This window comes from Vibrio navarrensis, assembly GCF_015767675.1.
Classification (GTDB): Bacteria; Pseudomonadota; Gammaproteobacteria; order Enterobacterales; family Vibrionaceae; genus Vibrio.
In genome coordinates this window covers 476,329-497,650 of sequence record NZ_CP065217.1, presented here as the reverse complement: position 1 = coordinate 497,650, position 21,322 = coordinate 476,329, and the positions used below count along the sequence as shown (strand labels likewise).

Below are 21,322 nucleotides of genomic sequence, written 5' to 3'. Positions count from 1 at the left end.
GGTTGGTGATGGACACCAACCTCTTTTGTTTTAGACTGAATACATTCACTCAACGTCGCTATCTCTCAATGCGAGGTACCAATATGAAACAAGCCGTTCTTCTCACCTTCTGCCTCTGTGGGCTAACGGCCTGCGCAACCGGAGTCACGCCAATGATGGACCGAACCGCTTCCCCTTGTGGCGATAAGCCAAACTGCGTTTCTACACAAGAAAATCGCGACAAGTTTCACCTTGAGCCTTTTGTTCTCAAACCACAGGCAACTTTGGCTCAGATAGAACAAGTTGCATTACAGCTTCCCGGAGCCAAAAGCGCACAGCAGCAAGGAAATTATCTGCGCATCGAATGCACTTCACGCGTATTTCGTTTTGTCGATGATTTGGAACTGAAAATGGATGGCAAGCAACTGTTGGTGCGCTCAGAATCTCGGGTAGGCTATTCTGATTTTGGTGTCAACCGTAAGCGAGCCGAGCAGTTAAGAGCCTTGCTACAAGAGGCCGGACTCATCGAATAATCAGCGAAGCCAGACGCCCAAACAGACTGTACTTATTGTCAGAGAGCTTTGCTATACTCACGCCCATTCAAATGTTGAACACAAGAGATTGATATGAAAGTTGGTATTATCGGTGCAATGCAACAAGAAGTTGCCATTCTTAAAGACGCGCTGCAAAACGCAAAAACAGCCAGCAAAGCAGGCTGCACCTTTTATTCAGGTCAGATCAACGGCGTTGAAGTGGTGTTGCTGCAATCGGGTATTGGTAAAGTGGCCGCAGCCATTGGCACAACGATTCTGCTCGATGAATATCAACCTGACGTGGTGATCAACACTGGCTCGGCTGGCGGTTTTGACGCAAGCCTCAACTTGGGTGATGTGGTGATCTCCAGCGAAGTTCGCCACCACGACGCCGACGTCACGGCATTTGGCTACGAAATTGGCCAGATGGCAGGCCAACCAGCGGCTTTTGAAGCCGATGAAAAGCTAATGAGCCTCGCGGAAAAAGCGCTGGCGCAAATGGAAGGTCAACACGCGGTGCGCGGCTTGATCTGTACAGGCGATGCGTTTGTCTGCACCGCAGAGCGCCAAACTTTCATTCGTAGCCACTTCCCAAATGTGATTGCCGTTGAAATGGAAGCCTCAGCCATTGCCCAGACTTGCCACCAGTTCAAAGTGCCGTTTGTAGTCGTGCGCGCCATCTCAGATGTGGCGGATAAAGAGTCGCCAATGAGTTTTGAAGAGTTTCTCCCATTGGCGGCACAAAGCTCGTCGCAAATGGTCTTCAACATGCTGTCGCTGATCAAATAATCGCACGCGTTCATGGAAGAACTGTTTAAGCAACTCTATGCCAATGGCGCGCTCCTCATTATGTGGGGCGCGCTGTTGTTTCATTTGCTTCTGCCTATCCCCCGTGCTTCTCATCCGGTCAGGCTATGGCACAAATTCGCCCAACTGTTGGCGGAGAAAGTCAATCGTCCCGACAGTTACACACAAAATCAACTCTCCGGCACTCTTGCACTGCTACTGATGCTGTTACCATGCTTAGTGCTACTCGTTGCCCTGCAGCCTTTAGTGTGGCAAACAGAGCTGTTTGAGTTGGCGCTGCTGCTCTTGGCGCTTGACTGGCGTAGCAATGAAACACTGGCCAGGCAATTGATGCGCGCGATGGCGAATGAAGACAAAGTAACAGCCCGTGAGTTACTCACCCCGTTTCTCAATCGCGAAACACGTACTCTTTCTCTGCTTGGATTGGGCAAAGCGGGCGCAGAGACCGTCATTCTGGGTTATGGGCGTAATGTCATTGGCGTGTTTTTTTGGTTTGCGATCGGCGGCGGTATCGGCGCCTTGATGTATCGACTCACCACAGAGCTCGCCCGCGCTTGGTCACCTAGTCGCCAGCACTATTCCCCCTTCGGCCTCTCTGCCGTTCGCTTGACCGCCTTGTTGGATGTTATCCCGCTGCGCCTATTTGCCCTGTTGTTGGCTTTAGGAAAAAATGCCGCCATTGCGTTAAGTGGCATCAAACAGCAAGCACCATCGTGGCCGCTTCCCGGCCCTGGCTGGCTGCTGTGCGTTGTGGGCAACAAATTGCAACTCTCGCTGGGCGGGCCGGCGATTTATGCTGGTCGAAAAACCGAGCGAGCAAAAATTGGCGGCCGAATTGCCCCTTCCGCGCTGCATATCGACCAAATCCAAACGCTGCTGGCGTGGCGAATTTTTGTCTGGTTGCTGCTGCAAAGCCTGATTCTTGGCCTGATCTATCAAGGAATATAATGACTGTCGTGCGCCCTGCTCTTTTGATTCTGTTCTTCCTTTTATGCACAGTGAAAACCACTTTCGCCGAGCCAGCCAAGCGGGTGATCAGCCTTGCCCCCCACGCGACAGAACTGGCGTATGCGGCAGGGCTTGGAGAACAACTGATTGCCGTTAGCGAAATGAGTGACTACCCGCAAGAGGCTCAAAAGCTGGAAAAGATCGCCAACTACAAAGGGATCAAACTTGAACGCATCATCGCCTTGCAACCGGACTTGATCATTACTTGGCCGGCTGGCAATCCAGCCAAAGAATTGGAAAAATTGCGCCAGTTTGGCTTTCACCTCTACGAATCGAAAACCGAAAGCTTGGCCGACATCGCCAACAATATCGAACAGCTCAGCCAGTACAGCGCCAATCCACAGCAAGGGCGCGAAGAGGCGGCGCGTTTTCGCTCTCAACTAAATAGACTTAGCGAAAAATATCGCAGCAGTGAAAAGGTGCGTTATTTTTACCAGTTGAGTGAAGCGCCGATCATCACGGTTGCGGGGAAAAACTGGCCCAGCGAGGTGTTTACTTTTTGTGGCGGGGAAAACATCTTTGCCAATGCAGCGTCACCTTATCCGCAAGTGAGTGTCGAGCAAGTCGTGCTGCGAAAACCGCAGGCGATGTTCGCCTCAGAGCACGCCATGCGTGATGGGGGCATGTGGGATGCTTGGCGAGATGAGATCCCTGCGCTGCAAAACGGTCACTTTTGGCAGCTCAATGCCGACTGGCTCAATCGTCCGACCCCAAGAACATTATTGGCGATTGAACAAGTGTGTGAGCACTTTGCCACCATCCGCGGAAATCGCTAACGTTTGGCGAAAAAATTTCGTACAATTTGCCCCCAAATTTTCCTTCCCTTGCATTTATAAGGTATCGAGTAACATGGATTCCATGCTGCTGTATTTTATTGATTTATTTGGTACCGCCGTATTTGCGGTTTCTGGTGTGTTACTCGCTGGACGACTGAAAATGGACCCGTTTGGTGTGGCGGTTCTGGGCAGTGTCACGGCCATCGGTGGCGGCACAATCCGCGATATGGCGCTGGGCGCCACGCCGGTGTTCTGGATCAAAGACACGACCTATCTGTGGGTAATTTTTATCACCTGCTTACTCACCATGCTGCTGGTGCGCCGTCCAAAACGCCTCTCTTGGTGGATTTTGCCCGTGTGTGATGCGATTGGCTTGGCGGTGTTTGTCGGCATCGGCGTAGAAAAAGCTTTAGCCTATCAAGACTCGGGGATGGTGGCGGTGATCATGGGCGTGATTACGGGCTGTGGCGGTGGCATCATCCGCGATGTGCTGGCTCGTGAAATCCCTATGGTGCTGCGCAGCGAAGTGTACGCCACCGCTTGTATTATCGGCGGTATGTTCCACACGGTTGCCTTGAGCATGGGCTATGATAACTCCACCGCTTTTTTAGCCGGGGTAATTTCCACTTTAATCATTCGCCTAGGCGCGATCCGCTGGCATTTGTCGCTACCGATTTTTGCCATCAACCGCTAACCATCAACAGCCAATCATTGGCCGCCTTATTGGGCGGCCCTATGGTGTACTCTCTTTATTTCGCTGGTCGCTTGGCATGTTGTGTCCTCTCGGTTACAGTGAATCATCTATTCCCAACATTCATCACTCATCATGCTGTTAGAAGGCATCGAAACGCTGTTAGTTCTCAGTAAAGAAAAAACCATGAGCCGCACAGGCAGCCAACTGTATATCAGCCAGTCTGCCGTGAGTAAACGCATTGCCAATCTGGAAAAGAAACTGGGCAAGAAACTGGTGGTTCCTGCTGGGCGGCACATCAAACTCACCGCCGAAGCCGAGCAGCTGATCGCCAACATCGGGCCGACATTCAATGAGCTGCGCGGGCTGATCTTTGAGCAGCAAGCGCTGGAAGATGATACGCTCATTCGTCTCGACTGCTCAGAGACTTTGGTCGCGGGCTATCTGACTCAGGTGATGGGGGAATATCGCCAGCGCGATCCGCATTTCACCATCACCACTCACCATACGCCGCGCATTGTCGAACAGGTTCAATCGGGCAAAGCCACGCTAGGGCTTTGCGCTGGCTATCTACCCGGAAATCATGGCTTGATGACGCAGCATCTGTTCGATGAGCCATTTTATATTGTCAGCCGCCAGCCACTTTCCACCCTACCGGACGAAGTGGTAACCAATGACTTGACCAACCCGGCGAACACCTATCAGGCCGACATCCTCGCTAGGCTTGGCATTAATCCGGTGATGGAAATGGACTCGTACACCGCATCCGCGCAGTTGGCATTGGGTGGCATGGCCCCCGCCCTCGTCCCCCTATCCATCGTCAATGCGCTCAAAATCGAGCCGCAATACTGCTTTGACTTTGCCGAATTGGCACCGCTGTTTCGCCCGATCCACATTTGTCTCCGGGCCACCAGCTATCGCTCACCACGGGTTAGAACATTGATAGAAACGATTGTGAGTGCTGTTCCCACAGCAGTTTAAGCGCCATCAGCATCGACATGGTGATCACCAGAGGACGAATCCATTTCTGGCCTTTGGTGACCACAACTTTCGCGCCCATGCGAGCGCCGATAAATCCACCGACCGCCATCGTCAGACCAATTTGCCAGATGGGCAGGCCCGCAATCAAAAAGAAAGTCAGCGCAGCGATATTGGAGGTAAAGTTGAGCACTTTAGTACGCGCGGTCGCATCGACTAGGCTGAAATGCCCCAACACCACAAAACAGACGGTAAAAATGGAGCCGGTCCCCGGACCAAAAAAACCATCATAAAAGCCAATCCCACCACCGACGCATAGGGCAAATAACGCTTCCGGCAACGGTTTTTTACCTGAATCAGCGCGAGTCTGTGGGGCCAGCAGAAAATAGAGCGAAATCGCGATCAGCAGGAGCGGAATCAAGCTGGTCAGCAGCGACGCATCAAACTGTTGCACCAGCTCGGCACCAATCGCAGACCCGATAAAGGTACAGGCAATCGCCAAGCGCATCTCTTTGAGGCTGACAATGCCATTACGCACGAAATACCAGCTGGCGGAGAAACTACCGAAGGAACTTTGCAGCTTATTGGTGGCTAACGCCTGAGTCGGAGGCACCCCTGCCGCTAATAGTGCAGGCAAGGTCAACAAACCGCCGCCCCCCGCCATGGCATCAATAAACCCTGCGACACTGGCGACTAAAAACAGTAATCCTAAAACTTCTAACGAGACTTCCATGACCTTGCGAATCAACCACTGAGTAAAACGACAAAATAGCACTGGCGGCACGGTTACAACAGTGAAACAAGCGACAACAATCCATTCCAAATTTTCATCAATATAACATCGAGTTCTCGCTAATGCTGGCATAAAAAAGCCCGCTCAAATGAGCGGGCAATGAGGTTGTCAAATAAGCCTATTGATATATTTAAGGCGGCTTACTGTATTACACTTGTAAACTTGCTTTCACTTGCGCGTGCAGCTCTTGTACTGACGTCACGCTCGCTTTAGCATCTGCGGTGTGAGACATACAGGTTGCAAACGCTGCGTTCAGCGTGGTGGTGTAGTTAACTTTCTCAGCCAATGCGCCGCGGCGCAAAACTTTCGAGTCTTCAATCGCCTGACGGCCAGCGGCCGTGTTGACGATGTAGGTGTACTCGTTGTTCTTGATGCGGTCAAGAATGTGCGGACGGCCTTCATGTACCTTGTTAACCAGACGTGGGTTGATGCCCGCTTCGCCCAGAATCACCGCTGTACCGTGCGTCGCATCCAGTTTGTAGCCTAGTTTCACCAGTTTAGAAGCCAGGTCGACCACACGCTCTTTGTCGCCTTCGCGAACTGACAGCAGTGCACGGCCACCTTCAGGGTAGACGTTGCCACAGCCCAGCTCCGCTTTTGCGTATGCTTCTGCAAATGTGGCACCGACACCCATCACTTCACCGGTTGAGCGCATTTCAGGACCAAGCAGCGGGTCAACACCCGGGAACTTGTTGAATGGCAGTACCACTTCTTTAACCGAGTAGTATGGTGGAATGATTTCTTTGGTAAAGCCTTGCTGCTCCAGCGATTGACCTGCCATCACGCGCGCAGCGATTTTCGCCAGCGGAGCACCCGTCGCTTTCGATACGAACGGAACCGTACGCGCGGCACGAGGGTTCACTTCAATCAGGTAAACTTCGTTGTCTTTGACGGCAAACTGCGTGTTCATCAAGCCGCGAACGCCCAGTTCCATCGCCAGCTTCTCAACCTGCTCACGCATCTTGTCCTGAATTTCCTGACTTAGCGTGTAAGCGGGTAGCGAACAGGCCGAGTCACCCGAGTGAACACCTGCTTGTTCGATGTGTTCCATGATGCCGCCAATCACGACGCGCTCGCCGTCACAGATAGCATCCACATCCACTTCCGTTGCGTCATCAAGGAAACGGTCCAGCAGAACCGGAGATTCGTTCGATACGCTCACCGCTTCGTTAAAGTAACGGCGCAGGTCAGACTCATCGTAAACGATTTCCATCGCACGACCGCCCAGTACGTAAGAAGGACGAACCACCAGCGGGAAGCCGATTTCACGAGACTTCTCAATCGCTTGTTCAATAGCCGTCACGGTGGCGTTTTGTGGCTGTAGCAGACCCAGACGATCTACCGCTTGTTGGAAACGCTCACGGTCTTCAGCACGGTCAATCGCATCAGGGCTGGTACCAATGATTGGCACACCTGCCGCTTCCAGTGCACGCGCCAGTTTCAGCGGAGTCTGACCACCGTACTGCACGATAACGCCTTTTGGTTTTTCAACACGGACGATTGCGAGGACATCTTCCAGTGTCACTGGTTCGAAGTACAGACGGTCTGAAGTGTCGTAGTCGGTCGAAACTGTTTCTGGGTTACAGTTCACCATGATGGTTTCGTAACCGTCTTCACGCAGCGCTAGTGACGCGTGTACACAGCAGTAGTCGAATTCGATACCCTGACCGATACGGTTTGGACCACCGCCCAGAACCATGATTTTCTCTTTATCGGTTGGGTTTGCTTCACATTCGTCATCGTAAGATGAGTACATGTAGGCGGTGTCAGAAGAGAATTCTGCTGCACAAGTGTCCACACGTTTGTATACAGGGTGGATGTCGTATTGGTCACGTAGACGACGGATTTCGCTCTCAGCCACACCAAGTAGTTTTGATAGGCGCGCATCCGAGAAACCTTTACGTTTCATTGCGCGCAGCACATCTTCGTTGAGGCCAGCAAAACCACCTGCCTTAACCTGCTCTTCCATTTTCACCAGTTCTTCGATTTGCACCAGGAACCAGCGGTCAACGTTAGTCAGGTTGAACACGCCGTCTACCGACATACCGGCACGGAATGCATCTGCGATGTACCAAATACGCTCTGCGCCCGCTTCTTTCAGCTCGTGACGAATCTTGGTCAGTGCATCCGGAGCATCCAGGTCAACCATTTCGTCAAAACCAGTTGCGCCTACTTCCAAGCCTCGCAGGGCTTTTTGCAGTGATTCTTGTTGGTTACGGCCAATCGCCATCACTTCACCCACTGACTTCATCTGAGTCGTCAGACGGTCGTTGGCACCAGCAAATTTCTCGAAGTTAAAGCGAGGAATCTTAGTTACAACGTAGTCAATGGTGGGTTCAAATGATGCTGGCGTTGCGCCGCCAGTGATGTCGTTCATCAGTTCATCAAGGGTAAAACCGACCGCCAGTTTCGCTGCCACTTTTGCAATTGGGAAACCCGTTGCTTTAGAAGCCAGAGCAGAAGAACGAGATACACGTGGGTTCATCTCGATGATAACCATACGGCCATCTTTCGGGTTGATACCGAACTGAACGTTCGAACCACCTGTTTCTACGCCGATTTCACGCAGGACCGCCAGAGAGGCGTTACGCATGATTTGGTACTCTTTGTCAGTCAGAGTCTGAGCAGGAGCAACTGTGATTGAGTCACCGGTATGGATACCCATTGGGTCGAAGTTCTCAATCGCACACACGATGATGCAGTTGTCCGCTTTATCGCGAACCACTTCCATTTCGTACTCTTTCCAGCCGATCAGAGATTCGTCAATCAGCAGCTCGTTGGTTGGCGACAGGTCCAGACCACGACGACAGATTTCTTCAAACTCTTCTTTGTTGTATGCGATACCACCGCCAGTACCACCCATAGTAAAAGAAGGACGGATGATACAAGGGAAACCCACCATATCCAGCACGCGGTACGCTTCTTCCATGTTTTTTGCGGTGTCTGCACGCGGACATTCCAGACCGATAGACTTCATTGCTTTATCGAAGCGTGAACGGTCTTCAGCCTTATCAATCGCGTCCGCCGTTGCACCGATCATTTCCACGCCAAACTCAGCCAGTACGCCATGTTTTTCCAGCGCCAGAGCACAGTTCAGTGCTGTCTGACCACCCATGGTTGGCAGGATGGCATCCGGACGCTCTTTTTCGATGATCTTGCGTACCACTTCCCAGTGAATCGGCTCGATGTAGGTCGCATCCGCCATTTCTGGGTCAGTCATGATAGTCGCTGGGTTAGAGTTAACTAGAATAACGCGGTAACCCTCTTCACGCAGCGCTTTACACGCTTGCGCACCTGAGTAGTCAAACTCACAAGCCTGGCCGATAACAATCGGACCCGCACCCAGGATAAGAATGCTTTTAATGTCAGTACGTTTTGGCATTGTTTACTACTCCAAATTAAGCGCGGTGTTGTTTAATCAGTTCAATGAAGTGGTCGAATAGCGGTGCCGCATCGTGTGGACCAGGGCTCGCTTCAGGGTGTCCCTGGAAGCTGAATGCCGGTTTATCCGTACGGTGGATCCCTTGCAGCGAACCATCAAACAGAGATTTGTGCGTTGCACGCAGGTTCTCTGGCAGAGTTGCTTCATCCGCCGCGAAACCGTGGTTTTGCGAGGTGATCATCACAACATTGCGATCCAGGTCTTTAACCGGGTGGTTAGCACCGTGGTGACCGAACTTCATCTTCACTGTCTTCGCGCCAGAGGCTAGCGCCAGAATTTGGTGGCCAAGACAGATACCGAAGACTGGCAGACCTTTATCTAGGAATACCTTTGTCGCTTCAATAGCATAAGTACATGGCTCAGGGTCGCCAGGGCCGTTTGACAGGAACACGCCATCTGGATTCATCGCCAGCACTTCTTCCGCAGACGTTTGTGCCGGAACGACGGTCAGTCGGCAACCACGGTCCACCAACATACGTAGGATGTTACGCTTGGCTCCGAAGTCATAAGCCACGACGTGGTATGGCAGTTCGCTCTCGTCTTGTGCTTCAGGCAGGCCACCTTCCAGTGTCCATGAACCTTGTTTCCATTGGTATGCTTCTTTGGTCGTGACGACTTTCGCCAGATCCATCCCTTTTAGACCAGGGAATTCTTTCGCTTTTGCCAGAGCCAACGCTTCATCCAGATTATCGCCGGCCATGATGCAGCCATTTTGCGCCCCTTTTTCACGCAGGATACGAGTGAGCTTACGCGTATCGATGTCAGCGATGCCGACAATGTTTTGTGACTTAAGGTAATCGGAAAGAGAACGTTCACTTCGGAAGTTAGAAGCGATAAGAGGAAGATCGCGAATCACAAGGCCTTGTGCATGAATCGAAGAGGACTCTTCGTCTTCGGCGTTAGTGCCGGTATTGCCAATGTGTGGATAAGTAAGAGTAACGATTTGTTGGGAATAGGAAGGATCAGTGAGGATTTCTTGGTACCCCGTCATCGAGGTATTAAAAACGACTTCACCAACGGACGACCCATCTGCACCAATGGAAACTCCGCGGAACACTGTCCCATCTTCTAGGACTAACAGTGCTGATTTACTCAAGACAACCTCCAGAATAAAAATGCAAAAATAATAAATTAAACTGCAAACCTGCCTTCCTTAACACCACTTTCCGAAGATTTCGGGGAAATCAGACAAATTGGCGACATTCTAAAGATCGTCGTGATTTCTGTCAACAATTAGTCACAAGCATATTTGCCATTTAGACTAGTTAGAGCAAAAAGCCACAAATTAACCGCAAAAGTATAAGTTTATTAATCCACAAAAGGCACTTTGATGTAAGTTTGATGAAACGCCCCTTTTAAACATCATCCAAGATCACAGTTTCATTTTTGTTTTTGACGCAAACGTTGCGCGACAAACTAACAATGTCAATTTTGGGCACTTCAAACAAAAAGCAATGCATACAAACAAAAACCACAAGAAAAGCAAGCAACAAAATGACAAGAAATCAATGAGAGATAAAAGAGAAGAAAAACGAGAAATAAAGAAACGCCGGCAAGTGCCGGCGCATAATTATTTAATTATAGCTCATTAAGCCCTAACACATCGGTCATGGTGTAGAAACCAGCAGGTTTGGCGCTTAGCCATACCGCCGCTTTGACAGCCCCATTTGCAAACGTCATACGGTCAGTCGCTTTGTGAGTAATTTCCACACGCTCACCAATGTCGGCAAACATCGCAGTGTGCTCACCGACAATGTCACCCGCTCGAATCGTCGCAAAGCCGATCTCATTGCGACTACGCTCACCAGTAATGCCTTCACGTGCGTACACCGCCACATCGCTCAGCTTATTGCCCATCGCATTCGCGATGGCTTCGCCCATGCCAATTGCAGTGCCCGATGGGGCATCCACTTTATGACGGTGGTGCGCTTCTACAATTTCGATATCGCAATAATCACCCATCACTTTGGCGGCTTTTTCCAGCAGTTTGAATACCAGATTGACGCCAACCGAATAGTTTGGCGCCATCACCACAGGCACTTGCAGTGCCGCTTGGTCAATCAGCTCGCGCTGCGCTTCACTAAACCCAGTGGTGCCGATGACGATGCTTTTGCCATGCTGCTGACACAACTGCAAGTTGGCTAATGTGCTTGCTGGCGCGGTGAAATCAATAATCACATCAAACTGGTCAATAACCTTAGCCAGATCATCAGTCACCGATACAGAAAATTTCCCTTCTCCGCACAGCTCACCCAGGTCAACACCAACCAGTGAAGACTCTGGTCGCTCAGAGCCTGCACTCACCACGGCTAAAGGGTTGTGATGAGCGGCTTTTACTAGGTTGCGCCCCATGCGTCCCGCTGCCCCTGCAATTGCAATTCTTACCATTGCATCTTTCTCCATTAATCCATGATCCACCCGATCGGCAAATCGTTTAAATATCGACATAAACTAACAACAATCCCAACGGGAGACCAGAGATTAAGCAAACTCTTTTAATACTCTCTGCAGCACTGGCACGTTCGCTTCGGGAAAAGCGTAGTCACTCAACTGAGTGACTTTGACCCAAGCATGCTGCTGGCCTTCTTTGCCGTAGGGCTGACCATCAAAGGCGTGTACGCAGATAAAATCGAATTTTAACGACTTGTCTGGATAGTCGTACTCTAAGTGCTCAAACAAGCTCTGCTCAGTCACGCTAATGCCGATCTCCTCATCAAGCTCACGTGCTAGTGCTTGCTCTATCGATTCACCCACTTTTACTTTTCCACCGGGAAACTCCCAAAAGCCACCTTTGTGCTTATCATCTGGTCGTTTGGTAATAAAAATCTCACTTTTGTCCTGATTAAAAATAATACCTGCGACAATATGAATTCGTTTCATTGCTGCGTTTCCCCTTTCTCTATGTTCCCCGCTACTATCGTCGGGTGATATCTCACTGATACAAAAAGAGCCGCCTAAGCGACTCTTTGTACTTATATTGTCAAGATCAGTTGATCTGACCATGACACTGTTTGTATTTCTTGCCACTGCCACAAGGACAAGGTTCGTTACGTCCAACTTTACGCTCATCGCGCACTGCTGGTTGATGAGAAACGTGCTCATCGCCCTCTGCCAGTGGGTTATCTGCCGCAGCGTGTTGCGCTTGTGCTCGGCGAGCCGCTTCTTCTGCTTGCGCTCGGCGCTGGGCTTCCATACGTTCCACTTCTTCTTGTTGTTGAACGCGCACTTTTGACAAGATCATAATCACGTCAGATTTAAGTGTTTCCAGTAAACCTTCAAACAGCTCGAACGACTCACGCTTGTATTCCTGTTTTGGGTTCTTCTGCGCATAACCACGCAGATGGATCCCTTGACGCAAGTGATCCATCGCCGCCAAATGCTCTTTCCACAAGGTATCTAGCGTTTGCAGCATCACTGATTTTTCGAAGTTGCGCAGCACTTGTGCACCGACCACTTCTTCTTTCGCTTTGTAGACTTCTACCGCGAGATCGATGATTTTATCGCGTAGCGCTTCTTCATACAGTTTATCGTCCTGCTCCAACCACTGTTTCACTGGCGCATCGAGGTCGAAATCGTTCTTCAAGCGCTCTTGCAGGCCAAGCAGATCCCACATGTCTTCCAATGATTGCGGAGGAATGTACTCATCAATCACATTATTCAGTACATCAACACGATTGTGCTCAAGCATTTCGCTGATGTCATCAGAGCCCATCAACTCATCGCGCAGCTCGTACACCACTTTACGTTGGTCGTTGGCCACATCGTCGTATTCCAGCAATTGCTTACGGATATCGAAGTTGCGCCCTTCCACTTTACGTTGCGCTTTTTCAATCGAGCGAGACAACATTTTCGATTCGATTGCTTCACCCTCTTCCATGCCGCTTTGAATCAAGGCCGCCATGCGATCAGAGGTGAAAATACGCAACAGGGAATCTTCCATCGACAGATAGAAACGTGAAGAGCCAGCATCACCTTGACGACCAGAACGGCCACGCAACTGGTTATCGATACGACGAGATTCATGACGTTCGGTGCCAATAATGTGTAGGCCACCCGCGTCTAGCACTTGGTCATGAACGATTTTCCATTCCGCTTTGATAGCCTCAATCTGCGCTTGGCTTGGGTTGTCCATCTGTTCAACTTTTGCTTGCCAACTGCCACCCAACACGATGTCGGTACCACGTCCGGCCATGTTGGTCGCGATGGTCACAGCCCCTGGTTTACCTGCTTCGGCGACGATTTCCGCTTCTTTCTCATGGAACTTGGCGTTCAACACGTTGTGTTTGATCTTGGCTTTCTTCAGCGCGTTGGACAAAAGCTCTGATTTTTCGATTGACACCGTACCCACCAGAACCGGTTGACCTTTTTCAACGCGTTCTTTGATGTCTTCAATGATTGCAGCAAATTTCTCCGCTTCAGTGCGGTAAACCACATCTGGCATATCGTTACGGATCATTGGTTTGTTGGTTGGAATAACCACAGTTTCCAAACCATAGATTTGCTGAAATTCGAATGCCTCGGTATCTGCGGTACCTGTCATGCCCGACAGTTTTTCATACAAGCGGAAGTAGTTCTGGAATGTAATCGAAGCCAAGGTCTGGTTTTCGTTTTGGATCTTAACGCCTTCTTTCGCTTCAACCGCTTGGTGAAGACCTTCAGACCAACGACGACCTGGCATAGTACGGCCGGTGTGTTCGTCAACGATCACCACTTCGCCGTCGTCATTGACGATGTAATCGACATTCTTCTCAAACAGAACATGGGCACGAAGCGCAGCATTAACGTGATGCAAGAGGCTGATATTGGTTGGTGAATACAGTGTATCACCCTCTTCCATCAAGCCATTTTTCACCATCAGCTCTTCAACAAACTCTTGCCCGGTTTCAGTCAAGTGAACTTGCTTGGACTTCTCATCCACGGTGTAGTGACCATCGCCACGGTACTCTTCGCTGTCTTCTTTGTCCTGCTTTTGCAGCAGCGGAATGAGCGCATTGATCCGCGTGTACAGCTCAGAACTGTCTTCCGCAGGACCAGAAATAATCAGCGGCGTACGTGCTTCATCAATCAGGATCGAGTCCACTTCATCGACCACCGCAAAGAAACGCGCACGTTGCACACGGTCTTCATTGCGAAACGCCATGTTGTCACGTAGGTAGTCAAAACCAAATTCGTTGTTAGTACCGTAAAGAATGTCTGCTTGATAGGCTTCTTTCTTCGCCGGATGTGGCATGTTAGGAACATTGACGCCAACGGTCATGCCTAGGAATTCAAATAGTGGTCGGTTGGTCTCAGCATCACGCTTGGCAAGATAATCGTTAACAGTAACAATATGAACACCTCTTCCAGGCAGGGCATTCAGGTAAGCAGGTAATGTCGCCGTCAGTGTTTTACCTTCACCGGTACGCATTTCTGCAATTTGTCCCGAATTGAGCACCATGCCACCAATGAGCTGTACATCAAAGTGGCGCATACCATAAACTCGTTTTGACGCTTCGCGCACCGTCGCAAATGCCTCAGGCAGCAGTTGGTCAAGCGTTTCGCCCTGTTCAAGACGTTGGCGGAATTCAACGGTTTTTGCTTTTAATTCTTCATCAGACAGAGCCTCAAACGTTGGCTCGTAATTGTTGATCTCTTTAACAATCTTTCTAAGGCGACGCAGTGTTCTATCGTTGCGACTACCAATAACCTTTGTCAGTAGCTTAGTTATCATTTGTTATGAATCTCTCTTTGTTAGATCATCTGTGATCTACGATAAATGCCTTCAGTCTCTACCAGTCTTAAACTAAGGATACTGAGATAAATCATGTAACTCAGATATTGTACTGTCAGGTAGGATTTTCAAGACTAAAATTGGAAATAATGCTGCCTAGTGTAAGGATTTTTCTTTTTTACCACCATTGTTAACCCCAATTGTTTGAAGCGCTTTGAAGTTTTTAATGATATTGGTGGAGGATTCAGCACCTAAATCAAGCGAAAGTTCCTTGAGCTCTAGTTAATAAGCAACTTACAGTGCATTTATTGCGCAGATTAATGGTGACTCGTCATGCGATCTCACCGTTCGAGTGAAGCATCCCATCGAAGACGTTGCCATCACATACCCGATATTCTGCACTTCAACCTGCCCCGGAGCTCAGTTTTGCCAATAGGTACGGCAGTAGATTGCCATGCGGCAAATATTCGTGTCATTTATTTGTTCCTTGCTCGCCAGTAGCACCATCAAACTATGGAACAACATACTTCGCCACCTCGGTGAGGTAAATGAGTCCGTATGGAAGTACAGATAAAAGTATAGAAACAAAAGTATAGATAGGTAGCGAAATAGCAAAAAGCCAGACGAGGTGTCTGGCTTTTTTATTTCGATTGAGTAGCTCTTACGCGAAAACCATATTTGGTTCAGCAAAGGCAACCGGTGAACCCGCTTCTTCTTCGAAGGTAGTCCATTCCCACGCTTCTTGATCTGCCAGTACTGCACGCAACAATTGGTTGTTTAAACCGTGCCCTGATTTGTAAGCGCGGAACTCGCCAATAATCGCGTGACCACACATGTAAAGATCGCCAATCGCGTCTAGAACTTTATGAGTCACAAACTCGTTCTCAAAACGCAAGCCTTCTTCGTTTAGGATGCGGTAATCATCCAGTACGATAGCGTTATCAAAACTGCCACCCAAGACGAGGTTTTGCGATTGAAGGTACTCAATGTCACGCATAAAGCCGAAGGTACGAGCACGAGAAATTTCACGTACAAAGCCTTGCGAAGAGAAATCAAACAACAAACGTTGCTCGTCAGACTCAATGGCTGGATGGTTAAAGTCGATCTCAAAATCCATGCGGAAGCCATTAAATGGGACAAACTCAGCCCATTTATCGCCATCTTCGAAACGTACAGGTTTCTTGATTCGAATAAAACGCTTTGCCGCATTTTGGAATTCAATACCCGCTTGCTGTAGCAGATAAACAAATGGACTCGCGCTGCCATCCATAATGGGAATTTCAGGTGCGTCGACTTCAACGATCACGTTGTCGATGCCCATTCCCGCCAGTGCGGCGTTTAGATGTTCAACAGTTGATATGCGAACACCGTCATCACTCACTAGTGCGGTACACAGCATGGTGTCACGGACCGAAGCCGGATCTGCTGGAAAATCGACTGGCGGATTCAGATCCGTACGACGATAAATAATACCGGTATTTGCAGCGGCAGGGCGAAGAGTCAATGTGACTTTACGACCAGAGTGGAGACCCACACCAGTTGTTTTCACCATTTCCTTCAGAGTACGTTGTCTGATCATCTGCTTGCCTCGATAAAAGTGCTACAAAACACGGTCGTATAGTACACCGACCGTGAATGCTACCACAATTCTGAACAGTGTCAAATTGTGCTTGGGTATTAATCAGCCTGACGACGTAAAAATGCCGGAATATCCAAGTAGCCGCTCTCTTTCTCTGGCTTCGGCGCCGTATTCTGGCTGCCAGAGTTTTGGGAAGACGAGACTGGCGCGGATGGCTGAGGAGCAACCTGAGCTCTCTCCTGCATACTCTGTGCCGGTTTCTCTTCCACTTTCGCTGCGACGACAGGTTGAGCAACTTTGGCTTTACCACCAGAAACCAAGGTAATGTCTGGTTTCTTGTCGTTGCCAATGCCTGTCGCTACAACGGTAACGCGGATTTCGTCTGCCATGTCTGGGTCTAGAGAAGTACCGATAACCACAGTGGCATTATCCGAAGCAAACGCTTTGACCGTGTTACCAACTGTCTCGAACTCATCCAGACGCATATCCAGACCCGCCGTAATGTTCACCAGAACACCACGAGCGCCAGCAAGATCGATATCTTCAAGAAGCGGGCTAGAAATCGCCATTTCAGCGGCCTCTTCTGCTCGGTCTTCACCTTTAGCGATACCGCTACCCATCATGGCGTGACCCATTTCAGACATCACTGTACGTACGTCTGCAAAGTCGACGTTAATCATGCCTGGGCGCGTAATCAGCTCTGCGATACCCTGAACTGCATTTTTTAGTACGTCATTCGCGCTAGCAAAAGCTTCCAAAAGGGTGACACCACGACCAAGCACCTTTAACAATTTCTCGTTTGGAATGGTGATCAGCGAGTCAACGTGTTTCGATAGCTCGTCGATGCCTTGTTCTGCAAACGCTAAACGTTTTTTACCTTCAAAGCTAAACGGCTTGGTCACAACAGCAACGGTCAGAATACCCAATTCCTTCGCGACTTCAGCAATCACTGGCGCTGCACCAGTTCCGGTACCACCGCCCATACCAGCTGCGATAAATACCATATCGGCACCATCGAGTACTTCTTTAATTCTTTCTTTGTCTTCTAGAGCTGCGTCACGACCTACTTGTGGATTTGCGCCTGCTCCCAAACCTTTGGTGATGTTGCCACCGATTTGGATTACGTTACCCACACTCGTCTTGCGAAGCGCTTGTGCATCAGTGTTGACGCTGATGAATTCCACGCCTTCGATGGATTCACGCACCATGTGCTCTACAGCGTTACCGCCGCCACCGCCAACCCCAACGACTTTAATTACAGCATCGTCAGACATTTCCATCATCGGTTCAAACATGTGTTATCTCCGTTTTTCCTGCAACTCTCAGGTTAAAACTCTTTTTGTATCCAATTACGCAGCTTGCCAAACAAGCCAGTGACCGCCGAACGTTTGGGCTCGTTGTAGTCACTATCATCACTGGCTCGCATATCACGTGCGTAATGAAGTAATCCAACAGCCGTGGAATGATACGGCTCCTTTACATAATCGGTTAAACCACTCACTTCCAGCGGTTTACCAACGCGAACTTGATTGCGGAAAACGCGTTCCGCACATTCAACCAATCCTTCGATTTGGGCTGCACCGCCCGTTAGGACCACACCTGCTGCTAAATGGTGCTTGATGCCGTCCTGACGGAGCTTTAATTGCACCGTTTCTATGGTCTGGTTAACCAAACCCATTAATTCTGTGTAGCGCGGCTCGATCACTTCCGACAGCGTTTGACGCTGTAAGCTTCGCGATGGTCTACCTCCGACACTCGGTACGTTAACGGTGTCGTCTTTGCTGACCAGTTCGCTCAGCGCGCAGCCATACTTCACTTTTATCTCTTCAGCATCGCTAACCGGCGTACCAAATGCAAAAGCAATATCGCTAGTCACCGCGTTGCCCGCGTAAGAGAACACTTCGGTGTGGCGCAGCGCCCCTCCCGTCCAGATGGCAACATCCATGGTGCCTGCACCAATGTCGACCACACAAACGCCGAGCTCTCTTTCGTCTTCAGTGATCACCGCATTACTTGCCGCAAGCCCTGAAAACACTAATTGCTCCACTTTTAACCCGCAACGCTCAACGGCTTTGATGATGTTGCGCGCCATGTCACTGTGACAGGAGATCAGATGTACACTAACCTCCATTCTCACCCCAGACAAACCCAGTGGATTTTTAATACCTTCCTGATAGTCAATGGTGAACTCTTGCGGAATCACATGCAAGATACGCTGTTCATCACCGATTTTTATGGATTTTGCAGTATGTATAGCACGATCCATATCTTCCTGTGAGACTTCTTCGTCAGATATTGTTCCCATACCTTTTTCGATACGGCTGGCAATATGTTTTCCCGACAAAGAGATAAATACGTTGCTGATTTGGCACTCAGCCATTAATTCGGCCTGATCAATCGCCCTCTGTACCGATTTCACCACAGATTCAAGATCGTTCACGCCGCCTTTATCCATACCACGCGACGGGCTACTTCCCGCACCTATGATATTGATTTGACCATCAGGCAGTATTTCACCTACCAGAGCTAATACGCTTGCAGTGCCTATATCAAGACCAACAATAAGATTATCATCCGCGGTCTTAGTCATCTGTGTTCTCTTGTCCTAACTCTTGTTCTGGGAACCAACCAACGGCAGCTCCCGTATCATACCTGAGGTCGACATAGCTGACCTTCTTCGCCTGACTACCTAGCTGGCGGTAAAGCGAGAAAAACCTCGCTACTCGTTCCGCTAACGATTCTTTGCCAAGCTCTAGCCGAATACCGTTATCCAGAATAATTTGCCAAGCTCTGCGATCATTGAGCACTAACGATGATATCGATAAATCCAATTTTGCAAATTCGGGACTGATTTCCCGATAGACATTGAGCACTTCTGGACCGCTAGCGACTGGACCATAAAGTTTCACTTTATCTTCTGTTAATTGGGCAATATCACCATCAAAAACCATGCCATGTTCATTAAGCAGCGCGTTACCATTCCAAATAGCTTCGGCTCTATGTTCCGTCAGATACACTTTTACGGTATCTGGCCACTGCTTACGAACGGCGGCATGAGCAACCCAAGGCAATGCTTCTACACTTTGTTGCAACACATCGACATCTTGCGACATAAAAGTGCCGATGTGATCAATACGAGCGAGCGCACGTTGCACATTTTCTTGTGTCACATAGCGCAAATCACCTTGTAGGATCATTTTTGACAACGGTAGACGCTGATCGTCCCACATCCAACTTAATGTTGAATATAAAATCGAGCCAATTAACGTAACAACGACGGCCAAAAACAGAGCGCCAATAATATGAGGCGTTTTATTTATCCGATTTTCGCGTTGAAAATCAACGTCATCGACTGTCAGTTCCGTCAAAGTTTGCGCTTCCTGACTGAGTTTAGTTAGACTTTTCTCTCTGTATATTCGCGATACGAAAAGCAAGCACTTTAACCTTGGGATTATACTGAGCTCTGATAAACTATCAAATACTGATAATAAGAAATCGCAACCAAGTTATCGGAAATCCGCGATCCTCGTTCGGCTCTGTGTATTTATACCCACTATTTATGCCAATGATTTCATTTTCGCGATATTCAATTCCAACGCGGCGAGATGTCTAGCGACTTTGCCAACATCGCCTGCACCTTGTGCCAGCACCAGATCGCCATCTTGCAGTACATTCGCAAGCACTGACGGAAGCAGGGCCGAGTCGGGAACGAAAATCGGATCCAATTTGCCACGGCTGCGAATGGTGCGACAGAGCGCACGACCATCGGCTCCCGCGATCGGCTTTTCTCCGGCGGCATAGACATCCAGCATAATCAGCACATCAACCTGTTCCAGCACGTTGGCAAAGTCATCATAGAGATCACGAGTGCGGCTATAGCGATGCGGCTGGAAAATCATCACCAGGCGTTTCTCCTGCCAGCCATTGCGCGCAGCGTTGATCGTTACTCCGACCTCTGTCGGGTGATGGCCATAGTCATCCACCAGCATGGCGCTGCCATTGCCTGTTTCAAATTCGCCGAGGTGCTCAAAACGACGACCGGTTCCTTGCGTGCCAATCATTGCGGCCAAGATCGCGTCATCGCTAATATCGTCTTCGGTTGCCACCGCAATCGCCGCTGAAGCGTTGAGGGCATTGTGGCGTCCCGGAATGTTCAAGGTGATATCCAGATTAGCGCGATCTTTACGCACCACGGTAAATTTGCCTTGCTGCCCGTTTTGACGATAGTTTTCGATACGCACATCGGCGTCTGATGAAAAACCGTAGGTGATCACTTGGCGGCTAATTTTTGGGATTAGCTCACGGATCACCGGATCATCAATGCAGACTATCGCCTGTCCGTAAAACGGTAAATTGTGTAGAAAATCGATGAAAGTCTGCTTCAATGTTTCAAAATCGCCGCCATAGGTGTCCATATGATCGGCTTCAATATTGGTGACGATGCTGACCATCGGCTGCAAGTGCAAAAAAGAGGCATCGCTTTCATCGGCTTCGGCGATCAAGATGCGGCTTGAACCCAAACGCGCGTTGGTGCCTGCGCTTTTAACTAATCCGCCGTTGACAAACGTCGGATCGAGCCCCGCTTCTGAGTAAATTTGTGTCACTAACGCCGTGGTGGTGGTTTTACCGTGCGTGCCCGCAACCGCAATGCCATGACGAAAACGCATCAGCTCCGCCAGCATTTCAGCACGGCGCACAATCGGAATACGCGCTTCACGAGCGGCTTTCACTTCTGGATTCGCCTCGTTGATGGCCGTTGAAACCACCACGACACTCGCTTGGTCAATATTACTGGCTTGGTGGCCGATAAATACCTTGGCCCCTTTTTGCGCCAAACGTTCAGTCACCGCATTTTCTGCTATGTCAGAGCCGGTGATTTGGTAGCCTTCATTCAAGAGGACTTCCGCGATGCCGCTCATCCCCGCACCACCAATCCCAATGAAGTGGATAGACTTCACACGGCGCATCTCTGGCACCATGGCTCGGATTTGGGCTAAATCTTGCGTATGTTGAATCGTCATTGATC

At 49.7% G+C, this 21,322-nt stretch carries 17 protein-coding genes; 6 read left to right on the top strand and 11 right to left on the bottom strand.

Annotated features, from left to right (window positions below):
• Positions 1 to 83: 83 nt before the first annotated feature.
• The 6 genes from I3X05_RS02220 (at position 84) to I3X05_RS02195 (ending at position 4,775) form a co-directional block, all read left to right on the top strand.
• The gene (locus I3X05_RS02220; RefSeq protein ID WP_337970933.1) at positions 84 to 512 is read left to right on the top strand and encodes a DUF1499 domain-containing protein; all 429 of its coding nucleotides are present in this window, start codon (positions 84 to 86) and stop codon (positions 510 to 512) included.
• Between the two features lie 93 nt (positions 513 to 605).
• Complete coding sequence (gene mtnN, locus I3X05_RS02215; RefSeq protein ID WP_193157630.1) at positions 606 to 1,301, top strand: 5'-methylthioadenosine/S-adenosylhomocysteine nucleosidase; 696 nt, start codon at positions 606 to 608, stop codon at positions 1,299 to 1,301.
• A 12-nt stretch (positions 1,302 to 1,313) separates the two neighbouring features.
• A complete protein-coding gene (locus I3X05_RS02210) occupies positions 1,314 to 2,267 on the top strand; it encodes a cobalamin biosynthesis family protein (protein WP_039440602.1) in 954 nt (317 codons plus the stop codon).
• A complete protein-coding gene (gene btuF, locus I3X05_RS02205) occupies positions 2,267 to 3,103 on the top strand; it encodes a vitamin B12 ABC transporter substrate-binding protein BtuF (protein WP_045569903.1) in 837 nt (278 codons plus the stop codon). The genes I3X05_RS02210 and btuF overlap by 1 nt, the downstream gene beginning before the upstream one ends.
• Before the next feature lie 73 nt (positions 3,104 to 3,176).
• The gene (locus I3X05_RS02200; protein WP_045569902.1) at positions 3,177 to 3,797 is read left to right on the top strand and encodes a TRIC cation channel family protein; all 621 of its coding nucleotides are present in this window, start codon (positions 3,177 to 3,179) and stop codon (positions 3,795 to 3,797) included.
• A 132-nt stretch (positions 3,798 to 3,929) separates the two neighbouring features.
• On the top strand, positions 3,930 to 4,775 hold the full coding sequence (locus I3X05_RS02195; protein WP_045569901.1) for a LysR family transcriptional regulator: 846 nt from the start codon (positions 3,930 to 3,932) through the stop codon (positions 4,773 to 4,775).
• Here the strand turns inward: I3X05_RS02195 and I3X05_RS02190 are convergent.
• The 11 genes from I3X05_RS02190 to murC form a co-directional block, all read right to left on the bottom strand.
• Complete coding sequence (locus I3X05_RS02190; protein ID WP_045569976.1) at positions 4,726 to 5,505, bottom strand: TSUP family transporter; 780 nt, start codon at positions 5,503 to 5,505, stop codon at positions 4,726 to 4,728. The genes I3X05_RS02195 and I3X05_RS02190 overlap by 50 nt on opposite strands.
• A 208-nt stretch (positions 5,506 to 5,713) precedes the next feature.
• On the bottom strand, positions 5,714 to 8,947 hold the full coding sequence (gene carB / locus I3X05_RS02185) for a carbamoyl-phosphate synthase large subunit (RefSeq protein WP_045569900.1): 3,234 nt from the start codon (positions 8,945 to 8,947) through the stop codon (positions 5,714 to 5,716).
• Positions 8,948 to 8,963: 16 nt separating this feature from the next.
• A complete protein-coding gene (gene carA, locus I3X05_RS02180) occupies positions 8,964 to 10,103 on the bottom strand; it encodes a glutamine-hydrolyzing carbamoyl-phosphate synthase small subunit (RefSeq protein WP_045569899.1) in 1,140 nt (379 codons plus the stop codon).
• A 482-nt stretch (positions 10,104 to 10,585) separates the two neighbouring features.
• The gene (gene dapB / locus I3X05_RS02175) at positions 10,586 to 11,395 is read right to left on the bottom strand and encodes a 4-hydroxy-tetrahydrodipicolinate reductase (RefSeq protein ID WP_045569898.1); all 810 of its coding nucleotides are present in this window, start codon (positions 11,393 to 11,395) and stop codon (positions 10,586 to 10,588) included.
• Between the two features lie 93 nt (positions 11,396 to 11,488).
• On the bottom strand, positions 11,489 to 11,887 hold the full coding sequence (gene mutT, locus I3X05_RS02170) for an 8-oxo-dGTP diphosphatase MutT (protein WP_045569897.1): 399 nt from the start codon (positions 11,885 to 11,887) through the stop codon (positions 11,489 to 11,491).
• A 106-nt stretch (positions 11,888 to 11,993) separates the two neighbouring features.
• Positions 11,994 to 14,717 carry a preprotein translocase subunit SecA gene (gene secA / locus I3X05_RS02165; protein ID WP_045569896.1) on the bottom strand — a complete coding sequence of 908 codons (2,724 nt, stop codon included), beginning with the start codon at positions 14,715 to 14,717 and terminating at the stop codon, positions 11,994 to 11,996.
• Between the two features lie 661 nt (positions 14,718 to 15,378).
• Positions 15,379 to 16,296, bottom strand: a complete 918-nt coding sequence (lpxC, locus tag I3X05_RS02160) for a UDP-3-O-acyl-N-acetylglucosamine deacetylase (RefSeq protein WP_039424002.1) — start codon at positions 16,294 to 16,296, stop codon at positions 15,379 to 15,381.
• A 98-nt stretch (positions 16,297 to 16,394) separates the two neighbouring features.
• Entirely contained in the window at positions 16,395 to 17,591 is a 1,197-nt protein-coding gene (gene ftsZ / locus I3X05_RS02155; RefSeq protein WP_045569895.1) for a cell division protein FtsZ, read from the bottom strand.
• Positions 17,592 to 17,623: 32 nt separating this feature from the next.
• A complete protein-coding gene (gene ftsA / locus I3X05_RS02150; protein WP_045569894.1) occupies positions 17,624 to 18,886 on the bottom strand; it encodes a cell division protein FtsA in 1,263 nt (420 codons plus the stop codon).
• Positions 18,879 to 19,655 (bottom strand): cell division protein FtsQ/DivIB, encoded by a 777-nt coding sequence (locus tag I3X05_RS02145; RefSeq protein WP_045569975.1) that lies wholly within the window; start codon positions 19,653 to 19,655, stop codon positions 18,879 to 18,881. Before I3X05_RS02145 ends, ftsA begins: the two co-directional genes overlap by 8 nt.
• 198 nt (positions 19,656 to 19,853) lie before the next feature.
• Positions 19,854 to 21,317, bottom strand: a complete 1,464-nt coding sequence (gene murC, locus I3X05_RS02140) for a UDP-N-acetylmuramate--L-alanine ligase (RefSeq protein ID WP_045569893.1) — start codon at positions 21,315 to 21,317, stop codon at positions 19,854 to 19,856.
• Between the last annotated feature and the right edge of the window lie 5 nt (positions 21,318 to 21,322).